The 17,628-nt window shown below is 68.4% G+C and carries 13 protein-coding genes and 1 pseudogene; 1 reads left to right on the plus strand and 13 read right to left on the minus strand.

The genetic code is table 11. The features are described from left to right. The 13 genes and pseudogenes from VGR06_RS11885 to VGR06_RS11945 form a co-directional block, all read right to left on the minus strand. Positions 1-1,946, minus strand: a pseudogene (locus VGR06_RS11885) (hypothetical protein); the annotation flags it as partial. A 7-nt stretch (positions 1,947-1,953) separates the two neighbouring features. Then, positions 1,954-2,292 (minus strand): hypothetical protein, encoded by a 339-nt coding sequence (locus VGR06_RS11890; protein ID WP_327559081.1) that lies wholly within the window; start codon positions 2,290-2,292, stop codon positions 1,954-1,956. Between the two features lie 69 nt (positions 2,293-2,361). Further along, positions 2,362-4,188, minus strand: a complete 1,827-nt coding sequence (locus VGR06_RS11895) for a hypothetical protein (protein WP_327559082.1) — start codon at positions 4,186-4,188, stop codon at positions 2,362-2,364. A 189-nt stretch (positions 4,189-4,377) separates the two neighbouring features. Beyond that, positions 4,378-4,812 carry a YbaB/EbfC family nucleoid-associated protein gene (locus VGR06_RS11900; protein WP_327559083.1) on the minus strand — a complete coding sequence of 145 codons (435 nt, stop codon included), beginning with the start codon at positions 4,810-4,812 and terminating at the stop codon, positions 4,378-4,380. Between the two features lie 85 nt (positions 4,813-4,897). Continuing rightward, on the minus strand, positions 4,898-6,259 hold the full coding sequence (locus VGR06_RS11905) for a hypothetical protein (protein WP_327559084.1): 1,362 nt from the start codon (positions 6,257-6,259) through the stop codon (positions 4,898-4,900). A 166-nt stretch (positions 6,260-6,425) separates the two neighbouring features. Continuing rightward, entirely contained in the window at positions 6,426-6,791 is a 366-nt protein-coding gene (locus VGR06_RS11910) for a hypothetical protein (RefSeq protein WP_327559085.1), read from the minus strand. A 66-nt stretch (positions 6,792-6,857) separates the two neighbouring features. Further along, the gene (locus tag VGR06_RS11915) at positions 6,858-7,163 is read right to left on the minus strand and encodes a hypothetical protein (protein WP_327559086.1); all 306 of its coding nucleotides are present in this window, start codon (positions 7,161-7,163) and stop codon (positions 6,858-6,860) included. A gap of 45 nt (positions 7,164-7,208) precedes the next feature. Further along, a complete protein-coding gene (locus VGR06_RS11920; protein WP_327559087.1) occupies positions 7,209-7,526 on the minus strand; it encodes a WXG100 family type VII secretion target in 318 nt (105 codons plus the stop codon). Positions 7,527-7,635: 109 nt separating this feature from the next. Beyond that, positions 7,636-9,210, minus strand: coding sequence for a type VII secretion protein EccB (gene eccB / locus VGR06_RS11925; protein ID WP_327559088.1), 1,575 nt, complete (start codon positions 9,208-9,210; stop codon positions 7,636-7,638). Positions 9,211-9,305: 95 nt separating this feature from the next. Beyond that, complete coding sequence (gene eccD / locus VGR06_RS11930) at positions 9,306-10,691, minus strand: type VII secretion integral membrane protein EccD (protein WP_327559089.1); 1,386 nt, start codon at positions 10,689-10,691, stop codon at positions 9,306-9,308. Positions 10,692-10,732: 41 nt separating this feature from the next. After that, complete coding sequence (eccCa, locus tag VGR06_RS11935; RefSeq protein WP_327559090.1) at positions 10,733-14,764, minus strand: type VII secretion protein EccCa; 4,032 nt, start codon at positions 14,762-14,764, stop codon at positions 10,733-10,735. Next, entirely contained in the window at positions 14,761-15,963 is a 1,203-nt protein-coding gene (gene mycP, locus VGR06_RS11940) for a type VII secretion-associated serine protease mycosin (RefSeq protein ID WP_327559091.1), read from the minus strand. Before mycP ends, eccCa begins: the two co-directional genes overlap by 4 nt. Before the next feature lie 129 nt (positions 15,964-16,092). Next, positions 16,093-16,836 carry a LytTR family DNA-binding domain-containing protein gene (locus VGR06_RS11945; protein WP_327559092.1) on the minus strand — a complete coding sequence of 248 codons (744 nt, stop codon included), beginning with the start codon at positions 16,834-16,836 and terminating at the stop codon, positions 16,093-16,095. 507 nt (positions 16,837-17,343) lie between these two features. Here VGR06_RS11945 and VGR06_RS11950 point away from each other — a divergent pair. Next, complete coding sequence (locus VGR06_RS11950) at positions 17,344-17,493, plus strand: hypothetical protein (RefSeq protein ID WP_327559093.1); 150 nt, start codon at positions 17,344-17,346, stop codon at positions 17,491-17,493. Positions 17,494-17,628 lie beyond the last annotated feature (135 nt).

Here is a 17,628-nt window from a genome sequence, read left to right on the forward strand (position 1 = left end):
TCGGTGCTGAAGCGGTGGTCGGTGGCCAGGCCGTACTGCGCCGGGTCGATCGCCTCACCGATCTCCACCCACTGATCGATATCGCCGGCCAACGCAGCGATCTGGTCGTGGATGTCCTGCAGCCGCCCGACCTCGGCCGGATTCAGCGGCTGCGATCCAGCGGTCAGCGCGTCGATTTGCCCGGTCAGCGCCCCGAGTTCACGCTCGAACGCCTCGCGCTGCGCGTCCGGAAGCGCCGCGATGGTCTCATCCAGCCCGCCGCGCAGCTGGTCGACCTCGCCGACCAGATTGGCCACCGCCGACGGCTCGACTGCGGCCTGACCCTGGCCCTGCGTCGCGCTCTGACCCTGGCCCTGCGTCGCGCTCTGACCCTGGCCCTGCGTCGCGCTCTGACCCTGGCCCTGCGTCGCGCTCTGACCCTGGCCCTGCGTCGCGGTCTGCGTGGTCTCGGGGACGATCGGCGCCCCCGAGCGCGGGGTGACCGGCGCGTCCGGACCCGAAGGAATCGCGGCCTGCGGACTCGAGGCGACCGGTGCCTTCGTGGCCGGCGTGGCCGAGCTGACCGGTGTCGGCTCCGACCCGGAAGCCGGTGCCTGCGGGCCGGTCTGGGTCTGCGGCACCGAGGTGCTCAACGCCTTGGCGATGCCTCCGGCTGACGGTCCGCCCCGCCCGGTCGCCGCCGGCTGGTTCTGCGGATCCGGCGTCTGCCCGGCCGGGGTCTGCCCAGCCGGCGCCTGCCCAGCCGGTGGCGCGGTCGGATGGAGCACGGGGGCGGTGAACTCGCCCGGAATCGGAGTGTCCAGGATCGGGCCCGGCAGTACCGGGGGTGTGACCGGTGTGGCCGGAAGCACGGGCGGCGCGTACGCAGGCGGCTCGTCCGCAGGCGGCAGGTACGTGGGCGGCTGGTACGCGGGCGGCGGCTCGTCCGCCGGCGGCGTTTCAGCGGTTCCGTTCGGTGGCTTCGTACCCGGCGCCTGGCCGCCCGCGCCGGGGTCGAGCGCGAAGTCCGGTGGCTTCGGAATGTTGAAGGCCATGTTCTTGAGGGCCCCGAGGAAGGGGCTCGCGATACCGAGCGTCTTCATGTCCGAATACTTCTTGCTCTTCTTGTGCAGGAAGTATTCGATGTTGCCCTCGGTGACAGCGCCGGAGACGAAACCTCCGAAGAACCCGTCCTTGGGTCCGCCTTCGCTGATCGTCTCCGCGATTGTCTCCGGGATTCCCTCGCCGAGACCCTCGATGAGCAGGTGAGCGATATACCCGCCGATTCCTTCCTTTGTCCACGCCTTGGGAATTAAGAACTTCTTCATTCCCGAAAGACCAAGGTTGACCACGCCGCCGAGAGCGCCCACGATGGCCATGTTCTTCGTCGAATCCTTATCCCACTCGTGTCGATCCTTTTTCATGAACTGGATGAGCTGGACGATCGCGTCAAGGCCCACCATGAAAGCAGTCCCGACGAAGATCGACGAAACAACCCTCTTGAGGATGGCCTCGGCGGTCAACTGCGCTATCTTGACATGCACCGGGGCCATGTTCATAAAGGCGCCACCGGTCAGCAGGGACAGCCACGCGAGTTTCAGCAACTGAAGCATCAGGTAGGCCGCCATCACCAAGATCATCAACTTGGCGTACTGGATCGCCAGCCCGGTCTTGTAGCAAAGGTCGGCGTACGCCAGGCAGGCTTTTCGCAGCCCAGCCATACCCTTCTCAGGATCGGTGATCGCGGAAAAATACTCCTTGGCGGCGTCGAACGACAGGCCCTCCCCCGCGTTCTGGATCCCCTGGCTGGCAGTGTTGACCTGCCCATCGACCGCCTCGACGTCCTCGGCCAAACCCGCCCAGGCCTCACCCAGCCGGAACATCGCCTCCTCATCACCCTTCGGCCAATTCTCGCCGACGATAATGTAGACCAACCAGTTCAGCTCCGGTGGGATCTCGATGAACACGGCTGACTCAGACCGTGTTGTCTTCTTCAGTGGAGATGAAGTTGGTCGCCATCTCCTTCGTCTTGTCGCCCAAGTTCCCCAGACCCTCGTACAGGTCCTGGAATGCCTCGAGCACCAACTTGTAGCCGCCTGACCTGCCGCCCTGCGGATCGTCCTGTCCGGTGTATTGGATGAAGAACTTCTGGCCGATCTCATCAGTGCCCCACGGCTCAGCCGGCAAGCCCCCGATCCTCGTGTAAAAGCGGCTCAATGCGTCCCCTATCGTCTCCTGCGGGACGCTGATCGCGTTGCTCGATTTCAACAACGCCGGCGGGTCGACATTCAGGTCTGGGTTACCGCTGCCCATGGCTAGTCCTTTCGCCTGGTTGATATCATTTGGGGCTAGGGAATCGGAATCGGCACGTGGTTACGTCGGTCAGAGTTGTGGGGAGTACTCGTCGTCGTCGTCGTCGGAGACCCGGCCGAGCACGGTCGTGGCCAGGTCGTCGTCGTCGGACCAGATCTCGTCGTCTTCGAGCAGCCAGGTCTGGCGTTCCCGCTCCTGGTTCTGCTGCTGACCGCCCATGCCGGGAGGGGGCATGCCGCCGCCCATCGGGGGCGGGTAGCCCATGCCGCCGGCGCCCATCCCCGGTATCCCCGGCGCTCCCGGCCCGCCGGGCCGCCCGGGCAGGAGGGGGCCGCCCACCGGAACGCCTTTGCCGCCGCTGACCGCTTCGGCGGGCGATCCGGCGCCGCCGGACTTGAGCAGTTTCCCCGGACCGTTTGCGTCCCCGTCGAATTGCGGAAGCTTCCCCGAATTGAACCGGACGTCGTCGGGGCTGAACGCCGGCGAGGTGAGTTTGGGTGGCTGATCGAGGCCGAGGTTCGGCGGCCGCACGAACGGTTTGTTCTTGGGCGCACCCGCGGCGGGCAGCTTGTCGTCCCCGATAGCGAGCCCGGGAACGGGCGGTGGCGGGCGGAAGATCGTTCCGGGGGGAAAGCCGGGGACCTCCCCGTCTGGCCCGCCGTCGAGGGAGAACGGGGGGTCGATCAACCGGTCCGGTGGGATCTTCGACAGATCCGCGCCGGGTAGCACGTTGCCCTCTTCATCGAGGTCAGGTTTGCCGTCACCGCTGAGGTCGATACCGCCCGGCACCGGGGTGCCACCGAAGAAGGTCGGCACCGGCAGCGGCCCGTCCGGGCCGCCCGGCAGGCCCGGCACCCCGCCGTCCACGCCATCGGGCAGCCCCGGCACGTCTTGCAGGCCGCCGTCCGGGGGGCCGGGGAGCTGACCGTCTCCCGGCTTGGGAATCTCCCCGTCCGGCAGGGGCGGCGGCTGGTTGGCCTTCGCCAGGTCCTCGTTCTGCTTCTGCGACTCCTCGAATTGCTTGGCTTGCTGTTCCTGAGCGTCGTTGAACTGTTTGTCCGCGGCCTTCTTGTTGTCCGCGGCCTGCTTCTCGGCGTTCTTCTGAGCGTCCTCCTGCTTTTTCTGCGCATCGTCGAGTTTCTTGTCGGCCGCTTTCTTTTCGTCCTCGGCCTTCTTTTCTTTGTCCGCAAGGTCTTTTTCTTGTTTCTCCTCTTTTTCCTTGGCCTCCTTCTCGGTGAAGAGAATGCTCGGTGCCTTACCCGGTTCCGGCACCGGCGGAAGGTCCTGAAACTGCGGACCAGCGTTGTAGTACTGGGCGACCAGTCTTGCAAGGACTTCCCGCCCGGCCTGCTCCGCGAGGTCCTGGTGCCACTCCCATCGCTCCGGCGCGTATACAGTTTCGTAATATCCCCCGGTCGTGAAGCCGGCCGAGCTATCAGGTCCGGGGGGAATGTATTCCGGTGGCACCCAGACCTGTTGGCTGGTCGCCGGGAAATACACCCAGCCCTGATTATTTGCCCAGTTCATGTCCTTCTGGGCGATATGCAGGGACCATTGCACTATGCCCACCAGGTCCCACCAGTAAGGATTCCGGATCTTGTCCAGGATCTCATATATGCGCTGGCTGATCCTCTTGCCGATGCCGTCGAAACCTTCGGCGGCCGGCCCCTGCCAAAACTTCTTCAACCGGTCGAGTTCTCCGTTGATGTACCCCAGGTGGTTCGCGAGCGATGTGTCGACGGCCCGGAGGCCAGCTATCCCCGGGGTCATGCCCTCGACGAAGGCCTTCGAGTAGTCGTTCGTGCTCTTGGTATTTTCAGCCGAAGCAAGACCACCGAAGATCGCCTCGGTGAGCTCGTACCAGGTGTACGCCGCATAGTTCGCGTGATCGACCATGACTAGCCACCGCCTCCAGCCCGGCCGCACGGCTTGTCGCCGAGCGGCGTCGCATCGCTCGGTTTCAACAACGTCAGCGGGTCGATAGATCGCCCTGGGCTACCGGCGGCCATGGCTTGTCCTTATCTGCTAGTCGGGATCAATGCGGACCGGGGAATTGGTGCGGCGTGACTGGACGAAGTGAGAGGCCTACGGTTTCCGAGACGGCCGGTCCCCCTTCGGCCGCTTGCCGTCGGCGTCAGCCGAGTTTTCGGACACGCCGAGGAACTCCTCGACGATGGCCGGTAACCCGAACTCTTCCGGAGTCGCCGCCGACCAGTCGATGTTCCCGGAGACTAGTTCTGAAACGTCCACTCCGGCCGGCAGTAACGAGCTCATCGAGCTATAGGCCTCCTTTCTGGCGTTTTCCTGGGCCTCCTTGATCGTCTGCACGATCAGCTTGCACAGCTCGCCTGGTGCCATCGTCCGCCAGGTCTGGTTGTGGAATTTCAACTCCGTGATGTCGCCACGGCCGTCAACCTCAACCGAGAGCATCCGGTTTTTCGACCGAGCCTTCCCCGAGGTGGCCTGCACGGTCTTCTGCATCTTCGTCAGGTCGTCTCTGGCCTTGTCGTACTCCGCCATGAGCTCGTTTAGCGTGTCCTGAAAAGGGTTAGCCATCGTGTTGACCTCTCATTACAACGCAATCAGATCTACGGGGAATGCTTTTCTAGCTGCCGACGTCGGCGTGGTCACCCCCGGGCCGGCCGATGGAGGATTCGAGGGCCTCCGAGTCGTCCCATTCCTCGTCGCCGAGCAGCCAACTCTCGCGCTCCTCGGCCTCGTCGTCGGTGTCGCCGATGGCGCGGGCCGGGAAATAACCGGTGTCGTCGGGGTCGCCGAAACCACCCAAGCCGCCACGCTTGGATCGGGTGGCACCCGACCTGCTACGCCCGCCCGCGCTGGTGAGGGTGCTGCCAGGGCCGACCGGCCCGCCAGTGCCCGGACCGCCACGAGACCCTCGGGCCGAGGGAGTTCCGCCGGGCCCGCCCCGCAGCCCGGCCGAGGTCAGCTGCGATCCGGGACCGACCGGTCCGATGAGGGGACGCCCGCCGGGCCCGCCGCCCAGCCCACCGCCGCCGCCCAGCCCACCGCCGCCGACCGGCCCGGTACCCGCGGCATTGGGCGCGCTGGTCAACGTCGTCGGCAGATCGCCGCCGCCGACCGGGCTCGGAGCGGTCAGGTTGGGGCCACCGGGGTCGAAGCTGGACAGCTTCGTCGGGGCGTCGCCGTCCGGGTTGCCGATGCCCTGCAACTCAGGCGGGGTCGGCCCGTCGCCATCGGATGGACTGGTCAGGAAGTCCGGGCCACCCGGGTTGCCAATTCCGCCGAAAGGACCATCGTCGGTAGGGTCACCTGGGTTACCTGGGTCGCCTGGCCCGTCGGTCTGGAGGCCATCGGTGCCTGGGCCCTCCGGGAGGTCCGGCGCACCGATACCGGTCGGGTCACCGCCCGGACCGATCGGCTCACCATCCGGCCCGAGCGGCTCACCATCCGGTCCGATCGGCTCACCTCCGGGGGCGAGCAGGGCGTTATCTCCTGGACCGCCGCCCCCGGCCGGCGGTTCCTCCCCAGGTACGTCTTCGTCGTCGTCAGGTAGGTCGCCATCACCGTCGGCACCGGGGTCGTCGACGCCCTCGCCGTTGGCCGTGATGTCGCCCGGGTCCTCCTTGATCTCCTTCAGATTGCCGCCCTGCGTCTTGTAGGCGTCGGACACCTTGTCGAGGATCGCCTGAGCCGCCGCTTCCCAAGCTGCCATTTCAGGGTTGAACGGCGGGTTCGTCCGCCCGATCGCGGCGTTCCATTGGTCGGCGAGGTCCTGGATTTCGGCCCGGGCGGTGTCGAGCGCGTCAGCGCAGGCCAACATCACCGCCTTGTCGTTGGTGATCGCCTCGGCGGTGTCGCCGATGAAGACCGTGATCTGTTCGCCGACCTTGCCGAAGGTCGTCGCCGCCGGGCCGCGCCATTCCTTGGCGAGCCTGCCCATCTCGTCGGGAATTTCGCCCTGGACTTTTTCCAGGGCGGTCAACACGATAGCGAACTTGTCCCCGAGCGTACGGAGAGTTTGCGGCACTCCTGCCGTGATCTGAGCATAGATCGTGCCGAGTGCGCCGGGCTGAGGCCCACCTGCTGCCACCGCGACCGCCTCCTTAGCTTCATTTGTGGGAGCCCGCGGGCTCGGTTCTGCTGTTTTTGAATTATTTAGCAGGTTCTGTGTTCAGGATGTCGTTGACACTATTGAACATGGCATCGAGACGCTCCGCGTCGCCGAGGTTGTCGTCTTCGGTTTTGTCGTAGTCTGCCGCGATCACCTCGAGCTTGAGGCTGATGTCCTTGAGTGCGTTGCCCAGATTGGTGGTATTGGTGGTCAACGAAGTGGTGTGGGTATCGACAATCGTCTTGAGCTCGGTCGCCGCGGGAAACTCGCCCGGAAGGATCTTGAACCGCTTCAGGTCGGGGAGCGACTTCAGTAATTCGTCGCCCCACTGGTCGAACAGGATGGCCGAAGCCCGCAGCGCGTTGGTGTCGACGGTGACTTCCTTGTTGTTATTCTCTGGTGCCATTTTGATACACCTCCTATGACGCCGTGCCCCGCGCTCGGGTGCGGGGCACGGCCATCGGCGTCGTGCCTACTTTTCCCACAGACTGGCGTTCTTGTTTTCCGTTCCCTTGTAGTTGTCGGAGATCTTGTTGAGTACCTTACCGGCGCCGCCCAGCACCATGGTCATCTCGTTGATCGCGACGTCCCACTTCCGCTTCGAGACGTAGTACTGGTCCTTCGCTGTGTCTTTCCAAAAGTCCAGGCATCTCTCGGCGTCTCGTTCTAATTGGTCTGTGATGTCGTCGATGATCTTGGTCCCGGCAAATAGCGCTTCGGTGCCTGCGGTGACGGACGGGAAGTTTACGATGAATGCGTCAGCAGCGGCATTACCCATTGTGTGCCTCCTTGGCGATAGATGCTTGGCGGTTGTGGGGGTTTATCAGGGCGCCGGGACGCCGGCAATGATCTGACCGATCCTGCTGGCTTCCTGGTTGTTCGTGTCTTCGTTCGTCTGGTAATGCACCGTGTTCAAGTTGAGGACATCCCTGATCCGCTTCAGTTCGTCGACGACGATATTGAACTTCTTATTCCATTCCTCCATCGCTTTGGTGTAGGAAATGGCCGCCGGGCCGTCCCAACGCACGTTTCCCAGAGCCTCATACATCTTGGTTCTAGCGGTATAGCAGTCGTCGATGGCCGCCTGAAAGAACTGCGAGGCCACCTTCATGTCTTGCATATTTGCTTGCGAAGCGCCCATTGGTTCTCACCTCCGAGTGAGATGTGCTGTGCCCCCAGCAGGATTGCCGGGCAGCGGTGTTACCTGACCGGCAGGGTTCGGGCCCGACCGGTCATGTCTGTGTGGGTTTCTATGGGGGGTTGTTGCCGGCTCGGACCTGGGATTCGACCGGGGTGGTGGTTTTGGCCGCTTCGGGGTCCAGCGGCCGGCCGGCGGGGAGCAGGCTGAGCAGGGTGGTGGGCACCGGCACCGCGGTCACATCGCCGTAGCCGAGGGTGCCGGCCACGTCGTCGGTGGGCAGCGGGTACCGCACGCCGGTGTCGACCAGCAGCGACTCGGCGCCGCCGGCCACCCCCGGGGCGGGCAGGTCCCGGATGAGCAGCCCGGCGCCGGGCGCCACGGTGATCTCGTCGGCCTGGCCCCCGTTGCCCTCGGCGGTCGGGGCGGCTGGCACACCCGGCCCGATCGGGCCGATCGGCCCGCTGGGGGTGACCGGATTGCTCGGGCCGGTCGGCTGGCCCGAGCCGCCGCCGACCGAGCCACGCAGCAACACCGGCCCGGCCGCGCCGGCTGGCCCGCCGGCTGGCCCGGCTCCGCCGGACAGGGCGATGCGCACGTCGGCGCCCTTCTCACCGCCGACGCCGACCCGCAGGCAGGGCACGGCGTCGCCGGTGTCGGACAGCGCCTGGGGTGGGGTGGGTGGCAGGCCGGGGTCAAGCAGGGCCTGGTCGTTGCGCGCCGCGCCGGCCAACGCGGCCGGGTCCAGCGGCAGCGCGACCACGCGCTGACCCCCGTAGGCCGCCTTGGTGCGGGCGTCGCCGAGGACCAGCGCCGCGCCGGTCGGGCTGAGCGGGGCCAGCCCGTCGCGGGTGAGCAGGAAGAACTGTTGCTGGGTGCCGGCGCCGTCGACCTCGAACAGCTGCCCGACCCGGGTTTGCCGGCCACCGATCGGCGGCCCGGCCTCGCCGCGGCCGGCGACGTTGGGTGCTTTGAGGTCCGGGCCGGCGGGCAACGCGTTGACCCAGGCCGGGCCGACCGTGTGTTGCCGGGCCGGGCCGTAGCCGAGGGCGCCGAGGATCGCCTCGTCCGGGATCCGCAGCCGGCGGTCCTTCCAGGCCAGGTACCGGGTGCCGTCCGCGGTCACCACGATCAGCGCCTGGTTGTCCGCCAACGCGGTCGCCGTCGGCGTGCCGCCGATGCGCAGGGTGACGAAGGGGCGGTCCTCGCCGCTGACGTCGGGTTTGAGTGTGGAGCAGACCTGCCAGCCGGTGGCGTCGAGGTCTTTCGGGTCCGGCAACGCGTCCGGCGCGGCCGGGATGCCGACCGGCAGGCCGTGCGGCACGCCCTTCATCGACTTCTTCGACGTGTTCACCACCCGCAGGTCGTCGCCGAGGATCAGCTTCGCGGAGGTGAAGTTCAGCACCGGTTTCAGCTCACCGTCGACGAACACGTACCGGGCCCCGGTTTCCTTCTCCACGATCAGCGCGCCGGGCTCGCGGAACGCCTTCTTCCCGCCGGGTTTGATGTAGCCGAAGATGCCGAACCCGGCGATCAACACGATCCCGGCCATCACCCCGACGAAGGCGCCCACGGTGAACCGGCGCATCGGGGTGTTCGGCGCGTCCGGCTCGGCCCGCAGCATCGCCGAGACGAGCCGGCCGGCCACGAACGTGTGCGCCTGCACCTGGTCACGACGCGTCTGCACGATGATCTCCTGAGTTTTGGCTTTTGGCTTTAGCTTTGTCTTTTTGCTTTTGGCTGTCGCTTCTCTCGGCGGTTAATCGCGAGCCTGCGAGCGGATTAACCGGCGAGAGAGCGAGCCCAGCCGAAGACGCCGAGCAGGCCGAGGGTCAGCGGCAGGATCGAAATCGCGACGACCCATTCGAAGATGTCGCCGGCCCGGCCCCAGTAGGGCAGCAGCCGCCGGCCGGGCAGCAACTGGGCGAACGCCACGGCCACCCCGGCCGCGCCGAGGGCGATCACCAGCCAGTACATCCGCACTGGCAACGCCGGGCCGGCGGCGAAATGCAGCACCAGCAACGCCAGCCCGAGCACCGCCGGGCCCAGCGTCGCCAGCCGCTGCCAGGCCGAGGTCATCGCCCGGGCGCGCAGCAGCAACACTCCGCTGATCGCCAGCGTCAACGCCACCGCGGTGGTCCCGCCGACCGGCGCCAGCAACGCCAGCGACGCCGCGGCGATCACCCCGGTGGCGGTGAACATCGCGGTCATGTACCGGTCCGCGGCGGCGGTGCGGTCCAGCAACTGGCCGACCGCATACGGCTCCACATCGGCGGAGAGGTCCTCCGGGCCGGTCGGCAACGCCGGCAGCCGCAACTTGGCCAACCAGAACGCCGAGGTGGGGATCGTCGTGCTCACCGTGACCGCGGCCGCGCCGACCACCGCGCCGGCCTGCCAGGCGGTCATCCCACCCACCGTGGCCAGCAACCCGCCGACCACCGCGGCCGCGCCGGTGAGCACCACCGCGCCGAACGCCGACCGGGCCGCCCCGACCGCCACCGCGGCCAGCAACGCGGCCAACCCGGCGCCGGCCGCCGCGGCGAACACGTTCGCCGCGGCCAGCGACGGCGGCAACGGCGCGGTCACCCCCAACAACCCGGCCAGCGCCGCGAACGGCACCGCCGCCCCACCCAGCAGCACCCCGGCCGGGGCCTCCCCGAACGCCCGGGACGCCACCATGCCGCCGGTCACCAACGCCAACGCCACCCCACCGGCGGCCGCCGCCCGCGGCGCCACCGGCCCGTCGAGCAGCAACACGACCAGGCCGACCAGCAACGCCAACCCGGACACCGCCAGCAACGCGCGGCGGGTCATCCAATCCCGCCACCGGTCCCGCCGGTGCCGCATCCCGGCGGCCACCCCGTCGATCAGGTCATCGAAATGCACGGCGGGCAGCGTGTCGTCACGGGTCCGCAGGTGCAACGTCTCCCCGTCGCGGACCTTCAACTCCGCCGGGCTGCGTTCCTCGTCGAACGGCGCCTCGCCGAAGCGCTGCACCACCCAGTCATCCCCGTATTGGCGTCGGCCGGCCCCATTAGCAGAGTTGCTGTGATGCACCAGCGTGGGCAACAGGTCACAGATCGGCACCCCAGCCGGCAACGCCATCTCCACCGGCCCGTTCGGGGTGACCAGCACCACCCGACACAGGTCACTCGCATAGGTTCTCATCGCTCTCAGTCCTCAAACTCTCAGTCCAAAAGAAAGGGGGGTCAGGCGGCTTGCTCGGCGTCGGCGGCGGGAGGGGGGACCAGGGCGGTTTGGATGAGCCTGACGCCGTGCCGCCGGTCGACCAGTTGGGCCCGGCCGGGGGGGAGCTTGCGGGGTTTGGCGTCGCCGAGGAACGTTCCTTCCTCGCGGCGGCAGGAGAACACCAGGCCGGGGGTGGAGATGTCCCACAGCCGGCGGATCAGCGGGTCGACCATGCCGCGGTGGGCGTTAGAGGTGGTCCGGGCGACCACCACGTGCAGCCCGATCTCGGCGCCCTGCGCGAGCAGATCGACCAGCGCGTCGACCGGGCAGCTCATCGGGGAGGTGAGCAGGTCGTAGTCGTCGATGAGCAGGAACAGCCGCGGGCCGGTCCACCAGTCCTTGCGGGCCAGCCGGTCCGGGGTGATGTCCGCGGGCGGCAACCGGTCCCGCAGCGCCTTGACCGCGTCCCGGACCATCTCCTCCAGCGTCGAGCCGGCCAGCGTGTAGCCGAGCTGGTACTCGGGTGGGGTGGCGTCGTGCAACGCCCGCCGCGGGTCGGCGACCATGATCCGCGCCTCCTCCGGGGTGAACCGGTCGGTGACCGCGCGGGCGACCATGCGTAGCAGGTTGGACTTCCCGGTCTCGGTGTCGCCGAAGGCCATCAGGTGCGGGCTGGTGGCGAAGTCGTGCCACACCGGGGCGAGGCGTTCCTCGTCCACCCCGATCGCCACCCGCAGGTCCCCCTCCGGCCGGGGCAGCTCGCTGACCTGCAAACGGTCGGGCAGCAGCCGGACCTGCGGCGCGGGCGGGCCGGTCCACGCCTTGGCCACCGCGGCGACCAGCGCCGTGACGCCGTCGGCGAGGTTGTCCGGGTCCGGGCGGCCGTCGATGCGGGGCAGCGCGGACAGGTAGTGGTACTTGTCCGGGGTCAACCCCCGGCCGGGTAGCTCGGGCACCGACCGGGCCTTCCGGAAATCTATCTCCGAGTCCGAGGAGTCACCCAACCGCAGCTCGAACCGGGTCTGCACCATGTCCCGCAGCCAGGTCCGGATCTCCGACCACCGGTTGGCCGTCACGATCAGGTGCACGCCGTAAGTCAGGCCGCGGCCGGCGATCTCCTGGATCACCGATTCCAGCGGCTCGTACTCGGTGCGGAAGCTCTGCCACCCGTCGATGACCAGGAACACGTCGCCGTACGGGTCCTCGGCGAAGCGCCCGCCGGCCTTGGCCCGCCGGTACGCGGCCATCGACTCCACCCTGTCCCGGGTGAACACCGTTTCCCGGTGGTCCAGCAGGTTGCCGACCTCCCGGACGGTGCGGGTGACCCGGTCCTTGTCCAACCGGCCGGCCACGCTACCGACGTGCGGTAACCCGGCCAGGCTGGACAGCCCACCGCCGCCGAAGTCCAGGCAGTAGAACTGCACCTCCCTCGGGGTGTTCGTCAACGCCAACCCGGCGACCAGCGTCCGCAGCAGGGTGGTCTTGCCCATCTGCGGCGCGCTCACCACCGCGACGTGCCCCCGCCCGCCCTCCAGATCCGCGACCAGCAGATCCCGGCGCTGCTCGAACGGCTTGTCGATCAGACCGACCGGCGCCATCAACCCGCCCACCTGGGCGCCCAACCCGCGAGTCGGGGTCGCGACCAGCGGCGGCAGCAACTGGTCCAGGGTGGCCGGGGTGTCCAGCGGCGGTAGCCACACCCGGTGCGCCGGCGGGCCGGCCTGGCGCAACCGGTCCACCGTCACGTTCAGGATCGTCTCGGTCGCCTCCGACTCCTCCTCAACCTGCTCATCGGCCTCGTCGGTGTGCGGGCGGGTCAGCGGGGCCTGGTAGCCGACGCCGAAGGGCACCACCCGGTGCTCGATCACCGGCCCACCCCCGGCGCGTTTCGGCGCGCCGCTGCGGTAGGGCGCGGACACGTACGCGGCCTTGAATTTCTCCAGGCTGGTGGTGGAGGTGCGCAGGAACCCCTGGCCCGGACTCAACGGCTTGTCGTAGGCGTCGGTGACGCCCAGGATCGACCGGGACTCCATCGCGGAGAACACCCGCAGCCCCATCCGGTAGGACAGGTGCGTCTCCAACTGGGAGATGCGCCCTTCCTCCAGCCGCTGCGAGGCCAGCAGCAGGTGCACGCCGAGGGACCGACCGAGCCGGCCGATCATCACGAACAGGTCCATGAACTCGCTCTTGGTGGCCAGCAGCTCACCGAACTCGTCCACGATGATCACCAGCGTGGGCAGCGGCGGCAACACGGCCCCGCCGGCTCTTGCTTTCTCGTAGTCGTGGATGGAGGAGTGCCCGGCCGCGCGGAGCAACTCCTGGCGGCGGATCAACTCGCCCTGCAACGCGTCCTGCATCCGGTCGACCAGCGGAAGTTCGTCGGCCAGGTTGGTGATGAACGCCGACACGTGCGGCAGGTGTTCCAGGCCGAGGAAGGTGGCGCCGCCCTTGAAGTCGACCAGCACCATGTTCAGCTTCTCCGAGGAGTGCGACATCGCCAGCGACAGCACCAGGGTGCGGATCAGCTCGGACTTGCCCGACCCGGTCGCGCCGATCAGGATGCCGTGCGGGCCCATCCCGCCGAGCGCGGACTCCTTGAGGTCCAACTCCACCGGCTCACCGCGGTCGGTCACCCCGATCGGTACCCGCAGGTGGTCCCAGCTGGACCGGCCGGTCCACAACGCGGTCGGGTCGAAACTACCCGGATCCCCGGCGCCGAGCAGCCGGTGCAGATCGATGGTGCCGTCCCAGGCATTGGTCGACTGCTCGGCCCCCGCGATCCGGTACGGCGCCAACTGCCGGGCCAACGCCCGCGCCCGGATCAGGCTCAACCCGTCGGGCTGCCCCAACGGGCGGGTCTTGTCGTTACCGCGGCGGTCCCGGGTCACCGTCTCGATCGCCTCGGTGGTGACCCGCAGCCGCAACGCGGTCTTCTCCGCGGACCACCCCAACGAGCCGGTCACGTCCAACACCACCAGGTTGCGGTACCCCTGCCCGCCCAGCCGGGCGTTCGCCGGCACGTGCCCGCCGTCGAGCACGACCACCACGAACGGCTCCTCCGCGGAGGGTTCCGCGCCGGCCTCGAACCGGGCCCGCTCACCGAAGGGCTCACAATCCGGCCCGCCGAGGGTGTCCAGCAACGTCTCCAGGTCCGGCCACGAGTCGTTGATCAACCGGACCGGGCCGGCGGCGTCGTTCTCGGTCGGGTGCGCCGCGTGCGGCAACCACTTCACCCAATCCCACTCGGCCAACCGGTCGCTGGCCGCGCACACCGCGATCCGCAGGTCATCCGGCGCGTGGAACACCGCCAACTGCGCCAGCAACGCCCGCACCAGCCCCCGACCCGCCTCCCCCGCATCGGGCTCACCCGTAGCGACGTCCAGGCTGACCTTGGCGAACCCGCGCAGGTACACCGCCACCGGCACATCGCCCACCGTGGTGTAGGCCTTGAGGAACCGCCGCAACGCCGACGCGCACAACGGCTCGAGGTCTTCCACCGGCTTGGTCTGCGGCGGGGTCAACTTCAACGCCAGCCGCTGCTCCCCCAACCCGAACCGCACCTCAGCGAAATCCGGGTGCACCGCCCGGCGCTCCCACAACCGCTCCATGCGGCCCTGCGCCCCCGGCAACGCCAACGCCCACAACTTCGCCGGATCCGGGTGGGTGAACAACACCGACTCGCGCTGCTTGTCGACTGCCTTGCGGACCACCTTGCGGACCTGACCCAGATACCGCAGATAATCCCGGCGTTCGCCCTTCAGCTTCTGCTTACGCTGCCCGGCGACCTGGGTCAACTGCACCAGGCCCATCGCCAGCATCGACACCGCCATCATCCCCGACGCGGCATACATCAGGATGCGGTTCTGCCCCGGCTGGATGAAGACCAGCATCATCATCGCCGACGACGCGGCCATCGGCAGATACATGAACATCGACGACAGCTGCCCGCCCTGGGCCTCCGGCAGGCCCGGCGGCTCCTGCATCGGGAACTCGCCGTTCTCGACCTTCGGGGCGGCCCGCCGCGGCGGCCGCCGCACAATAGTCGTGCTCATCGCAGACCCGCGCGTGCCGGGCGCCCCAGCGTGGTGGCGGGTTGCCAGCCGCGGCGGCTGGCGCGCGGCAGCACCACCGCCGCGCCGATGACCAACAACGCGATCAACCCGGCCACCGCGCCCACCGTCAACGCGTTGTCCCGCGCCCACGTGTCCGGTGCCGGCTTGGCCGGCGGCGCGATTCGCACCGGCCCGGCCGGCGCGGCCACCGCGCCGCGTTCCTCCGGGATGTCGGTGGTCACCGCGGCCCACGGATTGACCACGCCCCAGCCCATCGCCGGATCCGGCAGGCTGGTGCCCGGGTGGTCTGCGGTCAGCTCCATCCGCCGTTTGACCTGCGCCGCGCTCAACTCCGGGTGATACCCGCGCACCAACGCCGCCACCCCGGCCACGAACGGCGACGCATAGGAGGTGCCGGAGTCCTGCACATGCCCGCCGCCGGTGCGGGAGATGCCGATGATGTCCTGCCCCGGGGCGACCACCGACAGGAACGACCCGGTCTCGGAGAAGCTGGTGCGCCGCCCGTCCGGGCCGATCGCCCCGACCGCGACCACCTGCGGGTAGGCCGCCGGGTAGGCCTTCGGGTTGCCCGCCTCCGCCTCGTTCGACGCGGCGGTCACGATCAGCACGTCGTTCGCGGTGGCGTAGTCCACCGCGTCCGCCAGCGCCTGGCTGGGGAAGAACGACGAGGCGGAGATGTTGATCACGTCCGCGCCGCCGTCGACCGCCGCGACGATGGCCGCGGCCATCCCGGCCGCGGTGCCGTCGCTGGAGTTGTTCGCCTGGCGGACCGGCAGGATCCGCACCTTCGGCGCCACCCCGGCCAGCCCGGTCCCAGGCATCTTCGTCGCGCCGATGATCCCGGCCACGAACGTGCCATGCCCGAAACAATCCGCATCCGCGCGGCCGCCGCCGTTGACCACGTCCATCCCGGGCAGCACCCGCCCGGCCAGCTGGGGCACGCCGGCGTCCACCCCCGTGTCGATCACCGCCACGGTGACGCCCTCGCCGCGGGTCAATGGCCACACCCGCTCCGGCGCGAGCCGCCGCTGCGCCCACGGCATCGCCCGCTCCACCTCAACCGACGGCGGCGTGCACTCCGCGCCGACGCCGCCGAACACACTGCGCCCGCCCTTGCCGCCGCCGACGGACTGCAATACCGTCGGGCCCTGACCCCTCGACAGGGGCGCGCCGGGCATTAGCAGCAACAGTCCAATAAACAAAGCCGAGCCGGCACGGGCCAACCGCCCGCGCCCACGAAGGTTAGCAATAGTCCCAGTCATTTCAGCCCAATCCCAGCCATTTGAGTTATCTAGTCATCCCCGGCTTCAGCCGCCGACGAGCCGCTCCTTCAGGACCTGGACGGAGCGCCGCGATACCGGCAATTCCCGCCCATCGACAACAACCACGTAGCCGTTTCCGCGTACCCGCATTTCCGAAACCGCGGCGAGTTGGACCCCGTAGGACCGGTGAATTCGAACGATACGGGCATGCCCCCAAGCTTCGACGAGATTGCTCATCGACACGTTCATCAAAAGGGAGCCGGTCGCGGTGTAGGCGCGGACGTAGTCGCCTTCAGCCTGGAGCCACCGCACCGACGACGCAAGCGGATCTATCGGAATGCGTAACGCGCTCGCGTTGCGAGTATGCGGCGAGTGCCGTGGCTGGGTAGCGGGCGGCTCCGCCACCGCGAGGCGCTGGACGCGTTGCAACGACTGAGCAAACCGCGCCGGGCTCACCTCCCCGAGCAGAAAATCAACGGCACCCACCTCGAACGCATCCAATGCCCGCGTCCTATCGTCCGCGATGAAGATAATCGCAGGAGGGCGGTCGAACCTCGTCAGTACACGGGCCAGATCAACCCCATCAAGACCAGGCAGGTTGGCATCGACGACCGCCAGGTCCACCTTCCGTCGATTCACCAGCCGCAGCGCGTCGGCAGCGTCGCGCGCCGAATAGACAACGCCGATGCACGGGCTGCGCCTGAGCAACCACCGCATCCTGCTTCGCCGTGCGGTCAGCGACGACCAAGACGCGAAGCCCCGCGATTTCCGGGTCGTCGAGGCCAGCATCTTGCCGCCCGTCGGTCATGGCCAGCGGATCGGCCGTGCCTTGCCCGATCGACCGTGGCCTCGTCGGCAGTTGCATCACCGTGCCCTGGCCTGAACGCGGGCTTACGGCTGTTGCGCTGCGCACGCCCGGCGTCAGGGCAGCCAGCTGCCGCCCCGGCGCCTCGGCGAGCGCCAACGACATTGCCGGTTTCCGCGCCATTTGTTACCTCCATAGGTTCAGCCCCGCACCGGTCCAAACGACCGATCGGGGCGAGATTCACTGAGGTAACGGTGACTCATCCGCCCGTGCCCACACATCATCCAGCTGCATGGTGTTTTGCGCCCGCTCGCCCGCTCGCCCGCCCGGCAAGGACCGACCTATACGGTCCTTGCCGGGCGATTACGCCAACCTCCTGAGGGGTCACCAGCGGCCATCATGTCCGTGCGCAGGGTGCGATGCTCCGGCACAGACAGGTGCGTGGACTCCCTACGCCGCCTGGCAAGCGCTGCGGCAGCTACACTACCCAGATGGCCGCGCCGCCAATGCCGGGTGCGTTCACGCGTCTGGTCAACGGCTTCCGCTTGGTGGACGGGAGCCGGGTTGGCCGGTTGGTGGCGACCGAGGTGACCGCGCGACGACGCGCCGCCGCGGCCCGGTCGGAGCAGGCCGAACGGTGAACATCGCGAACACGGGGAGGACGGCGCGTGGGGCCGGCGGCGGACCGCGGCTGGTGGGGCGGGAGGCGGAGCTTGGCCGGCTGGCCGGATGGGTGGGCGAGGTGGCCGCCGGCCGCGGGCTCGCGGTGGTGGTCG

It is taken from the genome of Actinophytocola sp. (assembly GCF_036002505.1).
Classification (GTDB): Bacteria; Actinomycetota; Actinomycetes; order Mycobacteriales; family Pseudonocardiaceae; genus DASYTH01.

Excerpts from the sequence above, each read along its gene's own strand:
- eccD (WP_327559089.1), bottom strand. The coding sequence starts at position 10,691 with ATGAGAACCTATGCGAGTGACCTGTGTCGGGTGGTGCTGGTCACCCCG.
- VGR06_RS11900 (WP_327559083.1), bottom strand. The coding sequence starts at position 4,812 with ATGGCGGAGTACGACAAGGCCAGAGACGACCTGACGAAGATGCAGAAG.
- eccCa (WP_327559090.1), bottom strand. The coding sequence starts at position 14,764 with ATGAGCACGACTATTGTGCGGCGGCCGCCGCGGCGGGCCGCCCCGAAG.
- VGR06_RS11895 (WP_327559082.1), bottom strand. The coding sequence starts at position 4,188 with ATGGTCGATCACGCGAACTATGCGGCGTACACCTGGTACGAGCTCACC.
- VGR06_RS11945 (WP_327559092.1), bottom strand. The coding sequence starts at position 16,836 with ATGCTGGCCTCGACGACCCGGAAATCGCGGGGCTTCGCGTCTTGGTCG.
- VGR06_RS11890 (WP_327559081.1), bottom strand. The coding sequence starts at position 2,292 with ATGGGCAGCGGTAACCCAGACCTGAATGTCGACCCGCCGGCGTTGTTG.
- VGR06_RS11920 (WP_327559087.1), bottom strand. The coding sequence starts at position 7,526 with ATGGGCGCTTCGCAAGCAAATATGCAAGACATGAAGGTGGCCTCGCAG.
- VGR06_RS11950 (WP_327559093.1), top strand. The coding sequence starts at position 17,344 with ATGGCCGCGCCGCCAATGCCGGGTGCGTTCACGCGTCTGGTCAACGGC.
- VGR06_RS11915 (WP_327559086.1), bottom strand. The coding sequence starts at position 7,163 with ATGGGTAATGCCGCTGCTGACGCATTCATCGTAAACTTCCCGTCCGTC.
- mycP (WP_327559091.1), bottom strand. The coding sequence starts at position 15,963 with ATGCCCGGCGCGCCCCTGTCGAGGGGTCAGGGCCCGACGGTATTGCAG.
- VGR06_RS11910 (WP_327559085.1), bottom strand. The coding sequence starts at position 6,791 with ATGGCACCAGAGAATAACAACAAGGAAGTCACCGTCGACACCAACGCG.